The sequence below is a fragment of the Marinobacter gudaonensis genome (assembly GCF_900115175.1).
Classification (GTDB): domain Bacteria; phylum Pseudomonadota; class Gammaproteobacteria; order Pseudomonadales; family Oleiphilaceae; genus Marinobacter; species Marinobacter gudaonensis.
Genome location: NZ_FOYV01000001.1, coordinates 2434339 through 2452618, shown reverse-complemented (window position 1 = coordinate 2452618; position 18280 = coordinate 2434339). Strand labels below are relative to the sequence as shown.

At 60.7% G+C, this 18280-nt stretch carries 16 protein-coding genes; 12 read left to right on the top strand and 4 right to left on the bottom strand.

Annotation, left to right across the window (positions count from 1 at the left end; translation table 11 throughout):
• Nucleotides 1–28 precede the first annotated feature (28 nt).
• The 10 genes from BM344_RS11055 to BM344_RS11010 all read left to right on the top strand — a co-directional run bounded on the left by BM344_RS11055 (nt 29) and on the right by BM344_RS11010 (nt 13306).
• Nucleotides 29–1240, top strand: a complete 1212-nt coding sequence (locus BM344_RS11055) for an ATP-grasp domain-containing protein (RefSeq protein WP_091989614.1) — start codon at nt 29–31, stop codon at nt 1238–1240.
• On the top strand, nt 1240–3036 hold the full coding sequence (locus tag BM344_RS11050; RefSeq protein ID WP_091989612.1) for an IucA/IucC family protein: 1797 nt from the start codon (nt 1240–1242) through the stop codon (nt 3034–3036). Before BM344_RS11055 ends, BM344_RS11050 begins: the two co-directional genes overlap by 1 nt.
• Nucleotides 3033–4226 carry an MFS transporter gene (locus tag BM344_RS11045; protein WP_228143598.1) on the top strand — a complete coding sequence of 398 codons (1194 nt, stop codon included), beginning with the start codon at nt 3033–3035 and terminating at the stop codon, nt 4224–4226. The genes BM344_RS11050 and BM344_RS11045 overlap by 4 nt, the downstream gene beginning before the upstream one ends.
• Nucleotides 4217–6067 (top strand): IucA/IucC family protein, encoded by a 1851-nt coding sequence (locus tag BM344_RS11040; RefSeq protein WP_091989609.1) that lies wholly within the window; start codon nt 4217–4219, stop codon nt 6065–6067. Before BM344_RS11045 ends, BM344_RS11040 begins: the two co-directional genes overlap by 10 nt.
• The gene (locus BM344_RS11035; RefSeq protein ID WP_091989607.1) at nt 6060–7256 is read left to right on the top strand and encodes a type III PLP-dependent enzyme; all 1197 of its coding nucleotides are present in this window, start codon (nt 6060–6062) and stop codon (nt 7254–7256) included. The genes BM344_RS11040 and BM344_RS11035 overlap by 8 nt, the downstream gene beginning before the upstream one ends.
• A gap of 100 nt (nt 7257–7356) precedes the next feature.
• A complete protein-coding gene (locus tag BM344_RS11030; RefSeq protein WP_091989604.1) occupies nt 7357–9468 on the top strand; it encodes a TonB-dependent receptor family protein in 2112 nt (703 codons plus the stop codon).
• Nucleotides 9468–10391 carry an ABC transporter substrate-binding protein gene (locus BM344_RS11025; RefSeq protein ID WP_228143597.1) on the top strand — a complete coding sequence of 308 codons (924 nt, stop codon included), beginning with the start codon at nt 9468–9470 and terminating at the stop codon, nt 10389–10391. Before BM344_RS11030 ends, BM344_RS11025 begins: the two co-directional genes overlap by 1 nt.
• A complete protein-coding gene (locus BM344_RS11020) occupies nt 10388–11392 on the top strand; it encodes a FecCD family ABC transporter permease (RefSeq protein ID WP_091989602.1) in 1005 nt (334 codons plus the stop codon). The genes BM344_RS11025 and BM344_RS11020 overlap by 4 nt, the downstream gene beginning before the upstream one ends.
• Before the next feature lies 1 nt (nt 11393).
• Complete coding sequence (locus tag BM344_RS11015; protein WP_228143596.1) at nt 11394–12470, top strand: FecCD family ABC transporter permease; 1077 nt, start codon at nt 11394–11396, stop codon at nt 12468–12470.
• A gap of 17 nt (nt 12471–12487) precedes the next feature.
• Entirely contained in the window at nt 12488–13306 is an 819-nt protein-coding gene (locus BM344_RS11010; RefSeq protein WP_091989599.1) for an ABC transporter ATP-binding protein, read from the top strand.
• Nucleotide 13307: 1 nt separating this feature from the next.
• Here BM344_RS11010 and BM344_RS11005 read toward each other — a convergent pair whose 3' ends face one another.
• A complete protein-coding gene (locus BM344_RS11005) occupies nt 13308–13982 on the bottom strand; it encodes an FAD-binding oxidoreductase (protein WP_091989597.1) in 675 nt (224 codons plus the stop codon).
• A gap of 191 nt (nt 13983–14173) precedes the next feature.
• On the opposite strand from BM344_RS11005, the gene BM344_RS11000 reads away from it, so the two are divergent.
• On the top strand, nt 14174–15349 hold the full coding sequence (locus BM344_RS11000; RefSeq protein WP_091989593.1) for an ADP-ribosylglycohydrolase family protein: 1176 nt from the start codon (nt 14174–14176) through the stop codon (nt 15347–15349).
• A 17-nt stretch (nt 15350–15366) separates the two neighbouring features.
• Here BM344_RS11000 and BM344_RS10995 read toward each other — a convergent pair whose 3' ends face one another.
• The 3 genes from BM344_RS10995 to BM344_RS10985 all read right to left on the bottom strand — a co-directional run bounded on the left by BM344_RS10995 (nt 15367) and on the right by BM344_RS10985 (nt 17811).
• Nucleotides 15367–16065 carry an SDR family NAD(P)-dependent oxidoreductase gene (locus BM344_RS10995; protein ID WP_091989590.1) on the bottom strand — a complete coding sequence of 233 codons (699 nt, stop codon included), beginning with the start codon at nt 16063–16065 and terminating at the stop codon, nt 15367–15369.
• Between the two features lie 139 nt (nt 16066–16204).
• Nucleotides 16205–17056: a UDP-2,3-diacylglucosamine diphosphatase gene (locus BM344_RS10990; RefSeq protein ID WP_091989587.1), complete on the bottom strand. Its 852-nt coding sequence runs from the start codon at nt 17054–17056 to the stop codon at nt 16205–16207.
• A gap of 131 nt (nt 17057–17187) precedes the next feature.
• Entirely contained in the window at nt 17188–17811 is a 624-nt protein-coding gene (locus BM344_RS10985; RefSeq protein WP_091989584.1) for a YbhB/YbcL family Raf kinase inhibitor-like protein, read from the bottom strand.
• A gap of 133 nt (nt 17812–17944) precedes the next feature.
• On the opposite strand from BM344_RS10985, the gene BM344_RS10980 reads away from it, so the two are divergent.
• Nucleotides 17945–18277, top strand: a complete 333-nt coding sequence (locus BM344_RS10980; RefSeq protein WP_091989581.1) for an ankyrin repeat domain-containing protein — start codon at nt 17945–17947, stop codon at nt 18275–18277.
• Nucleotides 18278–18280: the final 3 nt, after the last annotated feature.

Below are 18280 nucleotides of genomic sequence, written 5' to 3'. Positions count from 1 at the left end.
CTTCTTCAAGCCTGACAAGAGTTTTCCTATGCGCGATACCGTACTTTTTCTTGCTCATGTTCCAACGGAAGCCCTGAATCGGGGATTCCTGCCTGCAGCCCAGTCGATGGGGCTGAAAGTGATCCTGCTGACAGACCAGGCGGCGACTCATCACCACTATTTCAGTCAACCGGACCTTCCCGCCTATCCGGAACAGATTCTCCAGTGTGATGTATTTAATCCGCTGTCTGTTCTCGATCTTCTCTCAGAACTCCCGGCGCCCGTGGGCGTGTTTTCCAACAGCGATCACCTGCAGACGGTGACCGCTCTGGCCGCAGCCTACCTGAATCTGCCGGGCAAAGACTGGCAAACCTGTTACCGGGCAAAAAACAAGGCCGCAATGCGCCAGTACCTGAAAGCGCTCGATGATGGCGCATGCTGGTTCAGGGCTGTGAATGATCAGACATCCCTGGGGAAGGTGATCGACGACGTTCCCTTCCCGTGTATTGCCAAGCCCCGGGAGGGGGTTGCCAGCCTCAACGTCAGGCGCCTGGACAACGCTGCGCAACTGCAATCGTTCTGTGATCAGTTCTGGCAGGAACAACCCGGGCAACCCTTGCTGCTGGAAGAGTTTCTGTCAGGCCCTGTTCACACACTGGAGACCATTGGGGACGGAAACAGCCTGATTGCGCTCGGAGGATTTGAAGTGCGGCTTTCCGAGCCTCCCCATTTTGTCGAACTTGAAGCGTCGTGGGTGCCCTACCAGCCGGACAGTCCTCACCTGCAGGAGATGTTCAGGCAGGTACGGCGCTTCGGTGTGGGCCTTGGCGCCTGCCATTCCGAATTTGTGATAACCGACAATGGGCCGAGACTTATCGAGATCAATTACCGTACGGTGGGGGATGGCCGCGAATTCCTGCTTGACCGCATGACGAATCATGGGCTGTTCCATGCCATCCTTCAGGCCCATGTTGGCAACCCTCTTGAATTATCCCCTCCCACGCAGGCGGCGCAGATACGCTATCTCAGTGCTTCTACCAGCGGCCGGGTTCGCCGTTCAGCTCCTGAGCGCAGGGAGCCGTGCGGTGACGGCATTGCCGAGTTTGAGCCTTTGAGGAAAGTGGGTGATGACCTCCGACTGACTCATTCAAACAAGGACTACCTGGGCGTGTTGCGGTTGTTTTCGAGCGATCCCTCCCGGGTGAAGGATACGTTGGCCGAATGGACCACCGATCTTGAAGCAGAGTGGGAGATAGGCTGATGACCCGGAACACCGCTCTGTCTTCAACAGACCCCGGGCAGTATCTGACCCGGAGGCTGGTCGATGCCCTGATCCGCGAAGACGTGGCCGGCTGCCAGAGTGATTCTCAGGCAGTTGGGGTGGACGGCGTGCCCGGCTCTCCAGGAACGCCGGCGACCTGGTTACGGTGGACGCTGGCGCAGGGCATCCTGTGGTTGCCGGTCCATCCGGCAACCTTCATGCAGCGTTGGCAGTGGAGTGGCGACGCGCTCATCTGGCAGCCCGCAGGCCAGGTCGGAAGCGTGTCGGAAGTGAATCACTACGAACAGGTTCTGGCCTGCCTCACCGCGGAGGAACACGACGACTCTGGGGAGCAGTTGGAGATCTATGCCGACGAGTGCAGAACCGCGGAGGCACACGACACCCTCTGCCTGGCGGAGCGGTCCAGGTGGTTTGACGACATCCGCCATCAGGGGCAAAGCTGGAAGGATTTTCCCCGGTTATCCGAACGCATGCTTCATTTCGATCGTCTCGCGGCCTTCCTCGATCATCCGTTTTATCCCAGTGCCCGCGCCAAGAGTGGTTTTGATAAGGCAGCACTGGTGGCCTACGCGCCTGAATTTGCCCCGCGTTTTCAGTTAAGGTGGCTTGCCGTCCCCGGCTCGGAAGTCACTTCGATGGGGGAGCTCCCAGGTTGCTGGCCGGATTTCAGCGAGGTAGGGCTGGATAACCGGCTTGCCGACAGCTACCAGCTCTTGCCGGTGCACCCTCATCTCTGGGACACCGCGCTGAGTGAGTATCTGTCGACCACAGACATCGGTGCCAGGGTTATCCGTGCGCCAGCGCCTGCGCTTTGGGTTCAGCCAACACTGTCGGTACGAACCCTCCAGCTTGAGGCAGCGCCGGAGGTCCACGTGAAAGTCCCTTTGACCATTCGCACACTGGGCAACCGGAACATTCGAACGGTCAAACCGAGCACACTTTATGATGGTCATACGGTTCAGAAAATCCTGCAGGAGATAGCCGGCAAGGACCCGGTCCTTAAAGGGACCTTTTCTGTAACCGACGAATCCTCAGGCCTGCACGTTGGCGATCTGCCCTGGCTGGGCTGTATTGTGCGCCGGTTTTGCGGGTTTTCCGACCAGCAGCAGATTGTGCCCGTTGCCTCCCTGTTAGCCGACAGCCCGGACGGTCGCTGCGTTGCCCAAATGATGGCGGACGAGTTTAATCGTGGCGACCTGACAGAGTGGGTGCGCCAGTACGTTGCCTTGACGCTGACGGTGCACCTGCGACTGTGGCTTGTCTACGGCATTGCGCTGGAGTCCAATCAGCAGAACTCCATGGTGCTGCTCACGCCGGGGCGGCCACCGCAGCTGCTTTTCAAGGACAACGACGCCCCCAGGCTGCGGCCAGACAGGCTACGCGGCCAGATGCCGTCCATCGAGTCAAAAGTTGCGCAACTCCGGGATCAACGCATCCTGGTCAAGGATGAAACACCTCTGGCGCAGATGTTTACCACCATCACCCTGCAACTGAACCTGGCGGTTATTCTTGAGGGCCTGTCCGCACGGGGGCTCGGATCCAGGGCCCACTGGTATAGGGTGCTTCGTGAGGAGGTGATCAGCGTCCTCGATCAGCTTGACGACCTCGGCGTCAATACTCAGCCAGCGCGCAAGGTGCTGCTGGAGGATCGCCAGCTTTACACCAAGTATCTTCTCAGGGCTGGCAGCCTGGAAAGCAAGTCCCGCACCGGCGCCGCTGACATCAATAAATTCTACGGTAAGCTGGCCCCGAACTTTCTCAGGAACGGATCATGAGCCAGTCCGTTCTGCCGGTGGTCCTGCTCAGCCACTTTACCGCGGCCTTGGTGGCACTCGGGATGCCACCATTTTTTGGGCTGATCCTGACCGACACATTTGCGGTTGAACACACCGTCTGGGTGGGCTGGTTCTATATTATCCCGACGGTTTTCACGGCGCTGGCGGCGCCGTTCTGGGGGAGGGTGGCGGACCGTTTCGGCCGCCGCTGGTCGCTGCTGCGGGCCCAGATTGGCCTGGCCTTGGCCTTCGTAATCGCCGGATTGGCGCCGAGCGTAGTTACCTTTGCCATGGCACTGATGGTTCAGGGCTTTCTGGGCGGAACCTTTGCCGCATCGAGCGCGTACCTCTCCACCGTTGCTCGCGGTCAAAACCTGACCCAGTCACTGAACTGGATGCAGGGCTCGGCCAGGTCGGCCATGATACTGGCGCCCATCCTTTTCGGTTTTTTCATGACCTGGGTGCCAGCCCAGCGTCTGTACCTCTACATGGCCATCCTGCCGCTTCTGTCAGCACTGCTGGTATGGAAGCTTGCTCCGCCAGATCCGGTTTCAGGTGGGCCTGGTGGCCAGAAACATTCACGTGAAAGGGTTTCGGCATCCGCTAGTTGGCTGCGATTGCGGTTACTTTACTTCGGTTTCAATTTCGCACTGGTGGCCAGTTTTCCCTACTTCATTCCCTGGACCCAGGAACGAACGGGCAGTACCGCCGCTTTGGCCGGAGTTCTCTACAGCCTCCCTCATGCCATCTACCTGATTATTCTGGTTAGCCCACTGCGACGAAGCGTGTTTTTCGGTAACCCGTGGACCTTGCCCGCAGGCCTGTCACTGTTCGTACTGTCCTACGTTATTCAGGCGACTGCCGGAACAACAGCCGCCATTCTCGCCGGACGATTGGTCATGGGGCTGGGCATGACGACCTGTCTTTTTGCCCTTAATGCCGAAACCGCACGCCTCACACGGATAGAAAACGCTGGCCAGAGCTTTGGCGCCCTCGACAGTGCGGGTAAATGGGCCGGTGTCGCCGCGGGGGTTCTCGCGGGTGTTGCCACAGGGATGAGCAATCAGACGGCGCCGTTCTGGCTGGGCGCCGGGGTAACACTTCTTACTATCACTCTGAGCGTCTACCGATCCCGCTCTCCCGCCACTGAACCAAGAACACCTAAACAAGGAGTAAAGCCATGGCAATGACAGCCTCGCATCATTATTTCAGAGATCAGCACTGCGACTTTCAGGCCGATCAAGCCAGCATGGAGGCCCTGCTGAATTGCTACTGTCGGGATCTGGCCCAACCCTCCGGAGAACTGGCGGTTCATCGTGGTGAAGGCAGCCGATCCTGGCCGCAGGGACTCCGTGTCCGCCTGGCTCTGGAACCGGTGAGCGTGCTACAGATTGCATTCCCGGAATCCGAAGATCTTCTGCTGGTTCTGGTGGCGGGAGACTCGCAGACCTGCAACTACCGCTACCTGTCCGCGCCGTATCACAAATCCGGGCTCAGGGGCTGGCGGGTCCTGGGGCTGGAGCAATTGGGCCGGATCCTGCTCCATCAAATGGCACGGCGCTTCAATGAACCCTTCAACGGCGAGCTCTACCGACAGATTCTTCTCAGCCGGAACGTCATGCGGAGTATTCTCGAATACACCCGCGTTCCCGCGGATTGGGGGCAGGGGCTGGAGGCTTTCCGCTGGTCAGAGCAATCCCTGAGTTTCGGGCACCGTTACCACCCGGCACCAAAATCCAGGGAAGGGTTCGACCCGGAAGATATCCTGCAATATTCCCCGGAGATGGGCGCGGGCTTCGCTCTCTCGTATTTCGCTGTTCATCCGGACGATCTTCGCACCCGGGGTGACATTGCCGGGCCAGCTTCAGCCTCCGGTCCGGACATCGGGCTGGATCTGCCCGATGGTTGGGTTGCGGTTCCTGTGCACCCCTGGCAGGCACGCTACCTTATGCGCCTCCCCGTCATCCGCAGCGCTATCCGTTCCGGGCGCATCCTGCCCCTGGGCCAGGTCGGTCAACGATTCTACCCGACCGCATCGGTTCGCACGCTATACCAGCCCGGCAGCCCCTACTTCCTCAAATTTTCAACCCACGTCCGACTGACCAACTGCATCCGGAAAAACGCGGTCTACGAATTGGAGAGTGCTGTAGCCCTCTCCGCCGCACTCAAGACCTACCTTGCCCCGTCACTGGCCCGTTGGCGGGGGTTCAGGCTGCTGTATGAGCCCGGCTACCAGACGGTTGATTTTATCGATCACCCAGAGCCTGATCGCCGCACCATAGCAGAGGGATTCGGCGTCATTATGCGAGACAGTATCGAATCGTACCTCGAACCTGGTGTCACACCATTGCTGGCCGCAGCGCTCTTCAGCGAAGACCGTTTCGGTCGCTGCCCGGCCACCGAAGCTGCCGATACCCTGGGAGTTGCAGAACGGCTCACCGTTTTGGAGGCCAGACTGGCGTGGTTCGAGCAGTACCTCGCCTTGCTGATCCCACCGATCTTCGAGTCGCTGTTCCATCATGGCGTGGTCTTTGAACCACATCTTCAAAACGTGGTTGTAGGCATTCGGGGGGGGTATCCCGTCCAGGTGTTTGTTCGTGACCTGGAGGGAACGAAGCTCGTGCCCGGCCGCTGGTCGGGACAACTGCCGGATACCCTCGATGAACAAACACTGGCGTCGGTTCATTACAGTCAGGGCAAAGCCTGGAAACGGATCGCATACTGCCTGTTGGTCAATCACCTGTTCCAGGCCGTAGCCTGCCTCTGCGGGGGAGACAAGTCTATTGAACGCCGGTTATGGCAGGCACTAGCCGGAGTCGTGCGCGACTGGCTGGAAGAGACCGACGACCCATGGGCCAGGGATGTTCTCGGCAGGCTTCTGGAGGGCGACCCCATTCCCAACAAAAGTAACCTGATGACTCGACTTTTCAAGCGCCCGGACCGTGAGTCACAGTACACCCGGGTACCCAACCCGCTGGCGCTGACGATGCCTTTCACCGTGGAGACCATGGAGGAGCTGTGCCATGCCTGACGTACCTGCCTCCGTTCAGCAGGCCATCCACGCGCTCAAGCGCGGTGAAAGCGACCCGCTGTGCGCCTATGTGTATGACCTGCCCGGACTCCGCAACCGGATAAGGGGCATAGTCGAGTGCTTGCCGGCCGGCTGTGACATGTTTTATGCCGCCAAGGCGAATCCGGCATGGCCGGTGCTCGGCGCCTTGGCCCCCTTTGTACGGGGCTTTGAAGTCGCGTCGGGTGGAGAGCTGGACTGGGTGCGTCGTCATTTCCCGACCACGCCGGTAATTTTTGGCGGCCCCGGCAAACTGGCATCGGACCTCGAAAAGGCTATTGATCAGAAGGTTGAACGGATCCACGTGGAAAGCCTGCTGGAATTACGGCGCCTGTGTGACATCGCCGACCGAAAACAGACCCATCAGGACATTCTGCTGCGCATCAATCTCGAACTGGCCGAAACACCCTCCACACGGCTTACCATGGGCGGCGTGCCCACGCCGTTTGGCATGGAGGAAGCCTGTATACCAGAAGCACTGGCGTTGCTGGCGAAGCAGAACCGGGTCAGGCTGCGTGGCTTTCACTTTCACCTGATGTCACACCAGCTCGACGAGAAACGTCATCTTGCGTTGATAAGGCACTACCTGGAGTCGGTTCGCGCCTGGGAAACGACGTACGACCTGAACCTTGCCGAGATCAATGTCGGTGGAGGAATCGGGATTAACTATACGCAGCCCGATCAGCAATTTGACTGGCCAGGGTTTTGTGCCGGCCTCGACGAGCTGCTTCAAGCTCACTCGGATCGGGCCTGGAACATCCGGTTCGAATGTGGCCGTTTCATCACCGCCCCCTGCGGCTTCTATGTTGGCGAAGTCCTGGATGTCAAACGCTGTGGCGACGAATGGTTTGCGATTTGCCGGGGTGGGACACACCACTTCCGGACCCCTGTTGCGCAGGCGCACAATCATCCATTTGAGGTATTGCCTGCCTCCGAGACAACCTTCGAATCACCCGGCGTCAAAGGCAACCCTGTCACCCTGGTTGGCCAGCTGTGCACACCCAAAGATGTCTTTGCCCGCCGGGTTGAGGTCGACTCGCTCGGGATTGGCGATCTGGTGGTCTTCCACTACGCAGGGGCCTACGCCTGGAATATTTCACATCAGGCCTTTCTGATGCATCCCCACCCAAACGAAGTTTTCATCGAGTAACCGGACAGCCGATTGACCCGTGGGATAATCTGACGTGATTGTAATGCGAATTATTATCAGTACAATGCGCACTAAAATTTAACGCGTGCTGGAGAACACAATGTCGAAGTCTGAAGTTTCAACGCCACTTAAGCGCCACCCTTTGTCTGTAGCCATCGCCATGCTCCCCGTTTCACTTCTGGCCATGGGCATCGCACCCGGCGCCGTGGCACAGGAGCGGGCTGAGGCTGCTGCCCTGCTTCCGGGACTGAACGTCACCGCAGACTGGCTGGGGCCGCCGACGGAGGTGTCCGAAAGAACCTACACGGGGGCGCGCACGGTGGTGGAGGAAGAGGAGCTTCAGGATACCGGCGCTCTGAACCTGGAGGACGCCCTGCGCCCGGTTCCCGGTGTTACAGTGCTTGATGAAACCGGCACGGGCATTCTCCCCAATATCGGTGTGCGTGGCCTGAATCCGCTGCGCAGTGAACGACTTCAGATTCTGCTGGACGGTTACCCGATTGCCATCGGCCCCTACAGCAACGTCGGCGTGTCGCTCTTCCCCGTTACCCTTCCGAGCCTGGAAGTCGTGGATATTGTCCGGGGCGGCGCCTCGGTTCATTACGGGCCTAACAACGTGGGTGGCGTGGTGAACTTCGTTACCAAGCCAATTCCGGCGGAAACCTCCCAGACCCTTCGCGAACGGGTAACCATTGCGGAGGAGACCGGCAACGTCTTTACCGACACCTACTACCGGGTCGGCGGCCGGGCCACTGACAAGCTCGACCTGCAGTTCCAGGCCAATGTCCAGCGCGGCGACGGCTTTCGTGACCACTCCGATACCGAAGTGGACAACCTGATCCTGGATGCCCGTTATTACCTGAACGACCAGCATGAACTGGCGTCGCAGCTGCAGTACTACCGTGTCGACGCCGAACTTCCGGGTGCCCTGACACCACAGGCCTATGAGCAGGACCGTACCCAGAGCCAGCGTCCCTACGATGGCTACGAAGCCGATATGAGCCGCGCCACTTTCACCTGGACTTACACGCCGGCGGACAACGTGGAATTCCAGTGGCGCAACTTCGTACACGATGCCGACCGCACCTTCTTCTTCGGCCAGAACCTCAGCGGCAACGGCCACTGGGCGGACCCGGGGCTGGATTCGACTCACGTCGCGGATTCACCACGTTTGTTCACCGTACTGGGCACCGAGCCCCGGCTCGCGATTCGCCATGGCCGCCATGACATTACCCTGGGCGCGCGATTTGTCAGCGAGGATGTGGAGTTCGACGTCAACCGCCTGGAACTGTCCTCCGGTAACCGTTCCGTGGCACGTGACTGGCACCTGGACACCCGGGCCGCGGCCTTCTACGTCAGCGATACCGTGTCCTTCCTGGATGACCGCCTGACAGTAACACCGGGCCTGCGTTACGAAGACGTCGATATGGATTTCCGCGACAACCTCAGTGGCAACACCGAGGAAAACAACGCGGAGGAGCTGCTGCCGGGCCTGACCGTGGGCTACCAGGCGTCTGATGATCTGTTTGTCTTTGCGAACAGTCAGCGTTCCCTGGTGCCGGTCCAGATTGCCCAGACCACCCGTGAAGGTGCCGTAGCCAATGAAACCGCCTGGAACCATGAGCTGGGCGCACGCCTGCAGGTAACACCGGACCTGTTCTCTTCCGCCACACTGTTCCGCATCGACTACGAGGATCAGATTCAGTTCAACCGTTCGACCAGTCGTTTCGAGAACCTGGGCGAAACCCGCCATCAGGGTATCGAACTGGCAAACCGCTGGAACCTCAACAGCCAGTGGGAACTGGGCCTGGGTTACACCTTCCTGGATACCGAACAGCTGTCCGGCGATAACGAAGGCAACGAGCTGCCCAACGCGCCCACCCACAAAGTCAGCGCCGATGCGGTCTACACCTACCAGGCCTGGGACGCCAGCGTGAACTGGGTGTACGTGAGCGAAAGCTACAGCGATGCCAACAACACGGAAGAGGAAACCAGCAATGGCAGTGCCGGCGAGTTGCCGGATTACCACCTGGTGACTGCCCGGGTCGGTCGCGACTTCGCGTTAGGCGGTGATCGTGTGCTGAACCTCGGCCTGGCGGTCAACAACCTGCTGGATGAGGATTACTACTTCCGGGGCGTGGACGTCAGCCCGGTCGGCCGGGTACCTCAGCCGGGCCGAAGCTTCATCCTCGAGGCCCAGCTGGACTTCTGATGGCCGCACTAAGGAAACGGATTGCAACGAGCCTGCTGGTTGTCCTGCTTTCGCCTGTATCGGGCTGGGCAGACAACCACAGCATCCGGTTGACGGACGACCGCGGGGAAACCCTGCGGTTGTCCGCTGCGGCAACCCGGCCTGCGGCGATTTCGACCTTCGGTGCCGATGTCGCACTGGCGCTGGGCACAGCGCCGGTCGCGGTCACCGACTACGGACTCCAGGGGGTGCCTGACTACCTGGCGCCACAGTTAAGCGGTGTTCGGGGTCTCGGACCGCGACACCAGCCCAATCTGGAAGTGCTGTCGTCGGTCCGGCCGGACCTCGTGATCGCCATCCGCCGCTATACCGAGAAGGACGGTGATCAGATCGAAGCCATCGCTCCGCTCCTGGCCCTGGACCTGATAACGGTCGAGGATAGCCTGCGGGCGGTGGAGTTGGCAGGCCAGGCGCTGGGTAAGCCGGCCAAAGCGGACGCACTCAATGATCGATTCCTCGAACGGGTTCAATCGCTCGCGGAGCGCAATAATGGCAAGCCCACGGGGACCTTGGCGCTGCTGACCAGCGGCAGTGAAACGCCCTTCATCTACTACGACCACTTTCTGCCCACTGTAGTGCTTGAACAGCTGGGCTTCGACAATGTTGGTGGCAAGCCACCCAATCCCGAGAGCGGCATCCCCCTGGGCTACCGGATCAGCCTTGAGGCCCTGCTGAAACTCAATCCAGACACCATTCTTCTGTTACCCACCAGTCGTCAGCGGACGTTCACAATGAATCCGATCTGGCCCTATCTCAAGGCCGTAAGCACCGGCCAGGTCTACGAAGTACCGCATTACTGGAAAGAGGGCGCCGGACCCATCGCCCGGGAGCGCATCCTCGATGACATTCAGCGTCTGTTGCTGGCCCCGGACTCCGGCACATGACCGGTAGCGCTTCGACAGCACGCCCCTCCAATATCTATGTGGTAACACTGCTGTTCCTGGTGCTGCTGTTTTTCCTTGGTCTGATGGCCGGTTCCCAGTGGGTGTCGCCACTCCAGCTGCTGTCAGCCATTGATGGCACCAGCGACCTGCTGACGCGCATTACCGTGCTGGAATTGCGACTTCCCCGCAACCTGCTCGGCATTCTTGGCGGGGCCGCGCTTGGGGTTGCCGGGGCCGTCATGCAAGGCGTTACCCGGAACTCCCTGGCATCGCCCGGCCTGACCGGCGTGATTGCGTCCGCCGCCCTGGCGGTGGTGTCACTTCGAACCCTGAGTTCACCTGGCGCAATGTGGCTGCCGCTGATGGCACTGGGCGGGGGCCTGCTCGGGGGTACTCTGACCTTCGCCATCGCCGGTCGAAGGAGACTCCAGCCGGAGCGCGTGGTACTCGCCGGCATCGCCGTCACCTCGCTGGCAACGGCACTGACTACCGGCCTTTTGCTGGTATCCGGGGCGGAGGCGGCAGAACTCTACTATTGGCTGGCGGGCAGCCTGATGGGAAGAGGCTGGCTCCAGCTCCAGATGGTGCTGCCCTGGCTGCTCCTGCCACTCGGTGCCCTGTTGGCCATGCAGCGCCCCTTTCGTGTGTTGCAGTTGGACGACGATCTGGCGCTGGCCATGGGCCTGGCCGTCGGACGTTGGCGCCTGACTTTCCTGTTACTGGCATTGCTGCTGGCTGCCGCGCTGGTCGCCTTCACCGGTCCAATCGTGTTTATTGGCCTGGTGGCGCCACACATCGCCCGGCGGCTCGCAGGCGATCAGATTCAGCACTGGCTACCATTGAGCGCTCTGCTCGGAGGGCTATTGCTGCTGGCCGCCGATATCCTGGCACGGCAACTGGCCTTCCCCCAGGAATTACCCGTCGGTATGCTGACCGCCCTTATTGGAGCCCCATGGCTGATCTACCTGCTCAATTCGCGAACCTCACCCCGGAGCGCATAACGTGACCAGTCCGGCAACAACACCAACCCGGGTAAGCCGCGCTGGCAGTCGGCCTTCGGGTGCCAGACCTATCGCCAGGCTGTTTCTGGCCGGCGGGCTCAGCCTGGTTGTTGTCATCATCGCTGGCGTTCAGCTGGGGGCTGTGGACCTGACCTGGGCCCAGGTTTGGGCTGGGCTCACCGGAGACAGCTCGCAACACGTACAGAGAGTCGTCTTCGAACTGCGGCTGCCCCGCACCCTGACCGGCGCCCTTATCGGTATTCACTTCGCCCTGTCGGGATGGCTGTTGCAGTTGCTCAGCCGCAATCCCCTGGCCGAAGCCGGCATTCTCGGCATCTCCGCCGGCGCAAGCCTGGTGGCCGTTATCGCCTTCATCGTCGGTGACTGGCTGGTCTCCAGTGAGAACCCCTACAGCAATACCTCCTTTGCCCTTCAATACCTGCCACTGTTTGCGATGGCCGGGGGACTGGTGACGGCGCTTGCGGTGTTTTGCCTTGGCATGCGCCATGGCCAGCTGTCGCCGGTGAAAATGACGCTGACCGGCGCTGTCATTGCCGGCATGCTTCACGCGCTGACCACCGGTGCCCTGGCGTTCTGGGGCCACGCCCATACCGAGCTGGTGGCCCAATGGCTGGCCGGCTCGCTGTATGGTAGCGAGTGGCAACACCTGCACACGTTGCTTCCATGGACACTCATTGGGCTGATCGGAGTGGCTCTGCTCATGCGCCCACTGAATGTGATGCAACTCGACGACCAACACTCACGTACGCTGGGCCTGGGCCTGAACCGCTGGCGTACCTTTGCTCTGCTGATTGCCACCCTGTTGGCGGCCAGCGCGGTCGGCGTGGTGGGCCCCGTTGGTTTCATTGGCCTGCTAATCCCACACATCAGCCGCCGGCTGGCCGGCGCCAACCTTCCGGTGCAGCTGGTGTTGTGTGTACTATTGGGCGCGGTGCTGGCAGTACTGGCGGATTTACTGGGCCGAACGCTGTTCACACCTTATGAAGTGCCCGTGGGCGTCGTTTCCGCCGTCCTTGGCGTACCTTTCTTTCTGTATCTGTTATCGCGTCAACCCTGAAGCCGGACCCCTTCACCATGTTACGAACCGAGTCTCTCTCGCTGGCTTATGGCGACAAAACGGTTGTAGACAACGTCTCGCTGATTATTCCCGAGGGTGGCATTACCTGTCTGCTGGGCCCCAACGGGTCCGGTAAGAGTACCTTGCTGAAAAGTTTTGCGGGCCTGCTGCCGGCCCGCTCCGGCCAGGTCTACCTGGACGACCAACCGGTTGCACAATGGGAACGGGGCAAGCTGGCCCTCAGGCTTGCCATGCTGCCCCAGAAACCGATTGTGCCGGAGGGTATCCTGGTCCGGGATCTGGTGGCGCTGGGTCGGTTCCCGCATCGTCGATGGTGGCAGCGGAACCTCACCACTGACGAAAACGCGATCCACGACGCCATGGCCATGACGGGCGTCTCGGATCTCGCTGAACGCCCGGTCGAAGCGCTTTCGGGCGGGCAACAGCAGCGGGTATGGATTGCCATGGCCCTGGCCCAGGAAACCGACATTCTGCTGCTGGACGAACCCACCACCTTCCTCGACTGGGGCTATCAGTTGGAAGTGCTGGAGCTTTTATCCAATTTGAATCGTGATCACGGCCTCACGGTGGTGATGTCATTGCATGATCTGAACCAGGCCGCACAGTTTGCCGATCGGATTGCGATACTGGCGGACGGCCAGCTCGAAACCATCGGCAGTCCCGGAGAGGTCATCACTGAAAACCTTATCAGCCGTGTGTTTGGCGTAACAACGGCAGTCACGGTCGGGCGGGACAACCGCCCATTCTGTTGCGGCTTTGCCGGGTCTATCAGAACTGACCGTGGTGCAAGTAATCGGCGCCTTTCAGTGACCTGACCTACTTCTCGAAAACCAGCGCGTCCGGCTTGGCGCCCAGCTCTTTCAACGCAGACATAATGCCCTTGTTGAACGGGTCGGGGCCGCACACATAGAACGCCTGATCAAAATTCTCTATGTGTGACTCCAGAAACGACTTGTCGATGACCCCATCCAGAAAGAGGTGATCACCCCTGGGCTTTTCATCGGTGATGACATTGATGAACTGATCACCCAGGATCGTCTCGAACTCGTCCCTGAGGATGATGTCCCGTTCACTCTTGTTGGAAAACAGCAGCTGGTTGTTGCCGATCTCACCCTTGCGATGCAGGTCTCTCAGAATGGCGATAAACGGGGTTACACCCGCACCGCCCGCCAGGAACACACCCTCGCCCTTGTATTCGATGGTTCCCCAAGGGTCACCGATGATCAGGTGATCACCCTTGCTGAGCTTTCCGATCTGGTCGGTCACGCCCTCGTGGTCCGGGTAGATCTTGATGGTGAACTCCAGATAAGGGTCGGAATCGAGCGAGGTAAAGGTAAAGGGCCGGCCTTCGTCCCGCCAGCCTTCGCGATCAACCGACACTTCGGTAGCCTGGCCGGGCGTAAACGTGTAACCCTGAGGCTTCTCCAGGCGAATCTGCCTGACATCGTGGGTCACATTCTGAATATCCTGAATTTTCAGTGTATAACTCATAGACACCTCCTCCCTTAACCCTAGAAGCCGCCCGCCGGAGCGTCAACGCCGGTTTCCGGTACGCACCCATGGGGTAGTGGTGACAACTCAGGCAAAGCCCTAGGATGGAGGGGCCAGGGCACATTGGTCCGGCCTCAGGCAACGGCTCGTATTTTCCGACAAGGCTCTGCATCCCAACCAAGGAGGCCTCAATGACCGACACACAACCCGGACAACGAACCCCCGCCATGATTGCGGCCCTTGCCGGCGGGTGGGTCGCCGATGCCGCAAGCCTGGGACTCCATTGGCTCTACAGCAGCGACCGCATCGCCGAAGTTGGGGGCGGGGCTCCGGAGTTTCTTCCTCCCAGAGCGGAGTACTACACCCGGGGTTTTGGCTACTTCGCCCACGACGGCAAGGAGACCGGGGATATCAGCCACTACGGCGCTGCCACCCACGTGCTGATGGAAAGTCTGCTTGCCAGTCAGGGCACACTGGACATTCGCGACTACCAGCGCCGTTTTCGGTCGTTTTTCGGGCCGGGCGGGCAATGGCGTGGCTTCATCGACAATCCCACACGCATCACGCTCGAGAACTTTGACGCCATTGAGCGCAACGCAGTGGAAAAGGCACTGGCCGACATGCCGGCCAGACTCACCGCCGAGCAGAAGCGCATCCTGGTACAAAAGGTGATGCCCTACACACGCCGGCTGACTGGCAGCCAGCTGGCCCGGCCAGTGCGCGAGGCCATTAACCTGACCTACCCAGACTCCGAAATCCAGGACGCCGGTGTCCACCTGGCAGAGACCATTGATCGGCATCGCGTGGCCGAGAGCGGCGCTGATGACACCCAGCTGCCAGCCGTCTCAAAACTGGCACCTCTGGTGGCGGTGTATTGTGGTCACCCGGACCTTCCGCAGGTTACAGAAGCAGCGGTTCGGGTAACCAACCACAACGATACGGCCGTGGCCTGGGCACGCTGCGCCATGAGGCTGCTCGATCTTCTGTTCCGGGGCGAGTCATTATCGACGGCCCTCGACAGCGCCGCCGGGGAGTCACCGGCCCCGGAAACTCTGAAAAAGGCGCGCGCGGGCAGGCGGATCGACGGGCCCGGCGCTGGCGACACCTTTGGTCGTACGTGTTACCTTCACGAAGCCATGCCGGTGATCTTCCATGTCCTGAGCCATGCCAGTAGCTACACGGAGGCGGTTCGCGCCAACATCCTTTGCGGTGGCGACTCCTGCGGACGGGCCTGGTTGATCGGGCCGGCGATGGCGGCTATCCATGGCCTCGGCGGTGAGCACGGGATTCCCCTGAGCTGGCTGGCACGGGTAAACCATGCGGCCAGCATCTTCTCGGATATCGAACGACTGGTAACATCCCGTTAAACACTGGGGCACACCGGCTACCAGGTCTCCCCGAACGGCCGGATATCGAGCTCATGGGTCCAGGCGGATGGATCCTGCTGGCACAGGTGCCAGACTGCATCCGCCACCGCCGAGGGCTGCACGAAAAAGTCATCGGGCTTGTCCGGCAACATATTGCGGGTACGGGGCAGATCCACCACACCGTCAATCACTACATTGGCCACGTGAATCTTCTCGGGCCCCAATTGTCGCGCCAGCGACTGGGCCAGGCTGCGCTGCGCCGCCTTGGCCGAGGCAAAGGGCGCGGTGTTGGCCCGGCCCCGGGTGGCCGCGGAGGCACTGGTTACAACGATACTCGCCGACGGGTGTTGCCTGAGCTGCGGCAATGCTGCCTTGGTGGCGGCCACCAGACCCTGAACGTTGATTCGCCAGTTGGCTTCGAAATCTTCCAGGCTGGCGTCTTCAACGCTTTTGAACGCGCCACCGCCAGCGTTATAGAGCATCACGGAAACCGGCCCGAGCCTACGTTCTATCGCCGTCATTACCGAGGCAATCTGTGCCGGCTCCATCAGATCACAGGGGAAGGCATGGGCACCCGTCAGCGAGGCCTCCAACTCCAGCAGGTAGTCCGTGCTCCGGGCCAGCATCGCCACCTGGAATCCTTCCTGGCAGAAGCGCCTGACCAGCGCCTCACCGTTGCCGGCGCCAACTCCCAGCACCACACAGATTCCGCTCATGGCAGGCCTCCTGTTGCTTCTGCGCATATCGGTCAGATGCGTCACCTGTTAGTGACGGACTGACCTCAGCATAGCAGACTCATCCGATTACTCTGGCACTCGGAGGCACCCGTAGCCTTGAGCTAACCGGCCTGATGGTTCAGTGGGCCAGCCGGTTCACCTGCTCAACAAATCCCGCGGGTACCACATCGAGGACCGGTCTTGCCTCACCACACACATCCGGATGCGGGGCCTCGGGTTCTGTCGCCAGTATCCTCGGGCTTTCCGACCAGTGCAGCAGTTCCAGCCGACCGTCCTGCCGTTCCACCAACGCCGTGCAGTGCTCCACCCAGTCTCCGTCGTTGCAGTAAAGCCCGTCTTCACTGCGCAGAAAGCCCGCGGAGTGGATGTGGCCACAGATAAAACCGTCGTAGTGGCCCTTCTCGGCAACGGTGAGGGCGGCCAGCTCGAACCGGCGGATAAAGGTGCGGGCCCGGCCAATTCGGCTTTTCACCCAGGCCGCGAGCGACCAGTAAGGCTTGCCCCGGAACCGGCGCCAGGCGTTGAACCAGCGGTTCAGTCTCAGCAGCAGGCCGTGGGCCCGATCGCCCACAAGCAGCATCAACGGGCTGCAGCGTACCACCTGGTCGAACTGGTCGCCGTGGCAGACCATGAACCGCCGGCCATCGGCGGTGGTGTGCTCGGCTTTGAGGCGCAGCTCGACACTGGCAATGGTCTGGCCGCAGAAGCGACGCAGGAAATCGTCGTGATTGCCGGGTATGTAGATCACCCGGGTACCACTCCCCGCCAGCTCCATGAGTTTGTGGATGACCGCGCGGTGGGCATCGGGAAAGTGTACCCGTCGCTGCATGGCGATCAGGTCGATAATGTCACCCACCAGGTACAGGGTCTGGCACTGCACCTGGTTGAGAAAATCCAGCAGGTAGTCGGCCTGGCAATCGGCCGTACCCAGGTGTACATCGGATATGAAAACACTCCGGTAGCGCCGCATGTGGTCTCCCGTCTCTCAGCCAGTCCGGATGCCTAAACCCTGACAGCCTCGGGTGACGGGGAGGTGACAACACAAAGACAGTTCAATGACGGCCAGGGTGTTGCCACACTCGTTGCAGCGCTTTCGCGGGGTCAGCGCAAGTCCGGGTTGAGGGTGTAGGTGCCGGTCACCCGGGCGCTGGCCAGCACGTGCCCGGCCATGGCCTCGCGCACGTCGTTGCCGTCGAACTCGCCCTCGAGGGCCAGAGTGTCGACATCCAGCGCGTGTACTTCGAAGTGGTAGTGATGGATGATTTCATCGTTCCAGGGCGGGCACGGACCGTCGTAGCCGGCGTAGGTGCCGTTCATGTCCGGATTGCCGGCCAGGAACTGGGTGTAATTGTTCACACCGCGAATGCCAATGGGGCCGGGGCCGGGTTCCTTGCCCTTGGGGATGACACCGTCACTGTCCTCGCCTTCAGGAATGCGGCTGATGTTGGCGGGAATGTCCACCAGCAGCCAGTGGAAAAAGTCCACCCGTTCCAGGTCTTTTGACACGGTCTTGCCTTCCTGGTTTACGTCATCCGCCACACTGGGCACGTCCGGGTCGAACATGATGATCGCAAAGCTTTTGGTGCCCTCCGGTGCGCCTTCCCAGACGATTTCGGGGTTCCGGTTGGGACCAAAACTCATGTGGTCTTCCTCGCTGTAGACCCCGAACGCGAATTTCTCCGGAATCGGTTGGCCTTCCTCGATGCCTCGAACCTCTAGTTTCACGGCGTTGCCTCCTCTTGTCTGGGCGGTTTGGCGTTTGGGCCAGGAGCTCATTGACTGTGACTGGGACAGCCAGGTTCTGTGATAATACGTACGGTTTTAACACAAAATCGATTGACCTGACCACGGAGCCCCGATGCCCAATAACAGACACGGCAAGCCGCAGAAGCCCGCCAGCCAGAAAGACGAAGACGCCGTTGCCTTCGCCCAGGGCATTTTCGAGCTGGCCCGCAATGGCGGTGCCGGACCGCTCAGAGTGATGCTGAGCGCCGGCGTTCCGGCCAACATGCGCACCAGTGACGGCGAAACCCTGCTGCTGCTGGCGAGCCGCAACGGCCACACGGATACGGTGCGCCTGCTGCTGGAGCAAGGTGCCAGTGCCGATGTGCAGGACAACCACGGCAATACCGCCCGGTCGGTGGCGGCCACAGACGAGGTCCGACGACTGCTGGACGACCACGGCCAGTAACCC

What these genes read in the sequence shown, in the direction of transcription:
- BM344_RS11055 (WP_091989614.1), top strand. Translation starts at nt 29, where the DNA reads ATGCGCGATACCGTACTTTTTCTTGCTCATGTTCCAACGGAAGCCCTG.
- BM344_RS11050 (WP_091989612.1), top strand. Translation starts at nt 1,240, where the DNA reads ATGACCCGGAACACCGCTCTGTCTTCAACAGACCCCGGGCAGTATCTG.
- BM344_RS11045 (WP_228143598.1), top strand. Translation starts at nt 3,033, where the DNA reads ATGAGCCAGTCCGTTCTGCCGGTGGTCCTGCTCAGCCACTTTACCGCG.
- BM344_RS11040 (WP_091989609.1), top strand. Translation starts at nt 4,217, where the DNA reads ATGGCAATGACAGCCTCGCATCATTATTTCAGAGATCAGCACTGCGAC.
- BM344_RS11035 (WP_091989607.1), top strand. Translation starts at nt 6,060, where the DNA reads ATGCCTGACGTACCTGCCTCCGTTCAGCAGGCCATCCACGCGCTCAAG.
- BM344_RS11030 (WP_091989604.1), top strand. Translation starts at nt 7,357, where the DNA reads ATGTCGAAGTCTGAAGTTTCAACGCCACTTAAGCGCCACCCTTTGTCT.
- BM344_RS11025 (WP_228143597.1), top strand. Translation starts at nt 9,468, where the DNA reads ATGGCCGCACTAAGGAAACGGATTGCAACGAGCCTGCTGGTTGTCCTG.
- BM344_RS11020 (WP_091989602.1), top strand. Translation starts at nt 10,388, where the DNA reads ATGACCGGTAGCGCTTCGACAGCACGCCCCTCCAATATCTATGTGGTA.
- BM344_RS11010 (WP_091989599.1), top strand. Translation starts at nt 12,488, where the DNA reads ATGTTACGAACCGAGTCTCTCTCGCTGGCTTATGGCGACAAAACGGTT.
- BM344_RS11005 (WP_091989597.1), bottom strand. Translation starts at nt 13,982, where the DNA reads ATGAGTTATACACTGAAAATTCAGGATATTCAGAATGTGACCCACGAT.
- BM344_RS11000 (WP_091989593.1), top strand. Translation starts at nt 14,174, where the DNA reads ATGACCGACACACAACCCGGACAACGAACCCCCGCCATGATTGCGGCC.
- BM344_RS10995 (WP_091989590.1), bottom strand. Translation starts at nt 16,065, where the DNA reads ATGAGCGGAATCTGTGTGGTGCTGGGAGTTGGCGCCGGCAACGGTGAG.
- BM344_RS10990 (WP_091989587.1), bottom strand. Translation starts at nt 17,056, where the DNA reads ATGCGGCGCTACCGGAGTGTTTTCATATCCGATGTACACCTGGGTACG.
- BM344_RS10980 (WP_091989581.1), top strand. Translation starts at nt 17,945, where the DNA reads ATGCCCAATAACAGACACGGCAAGCCGCAGAAGCCCGCCAGCCAGAAA.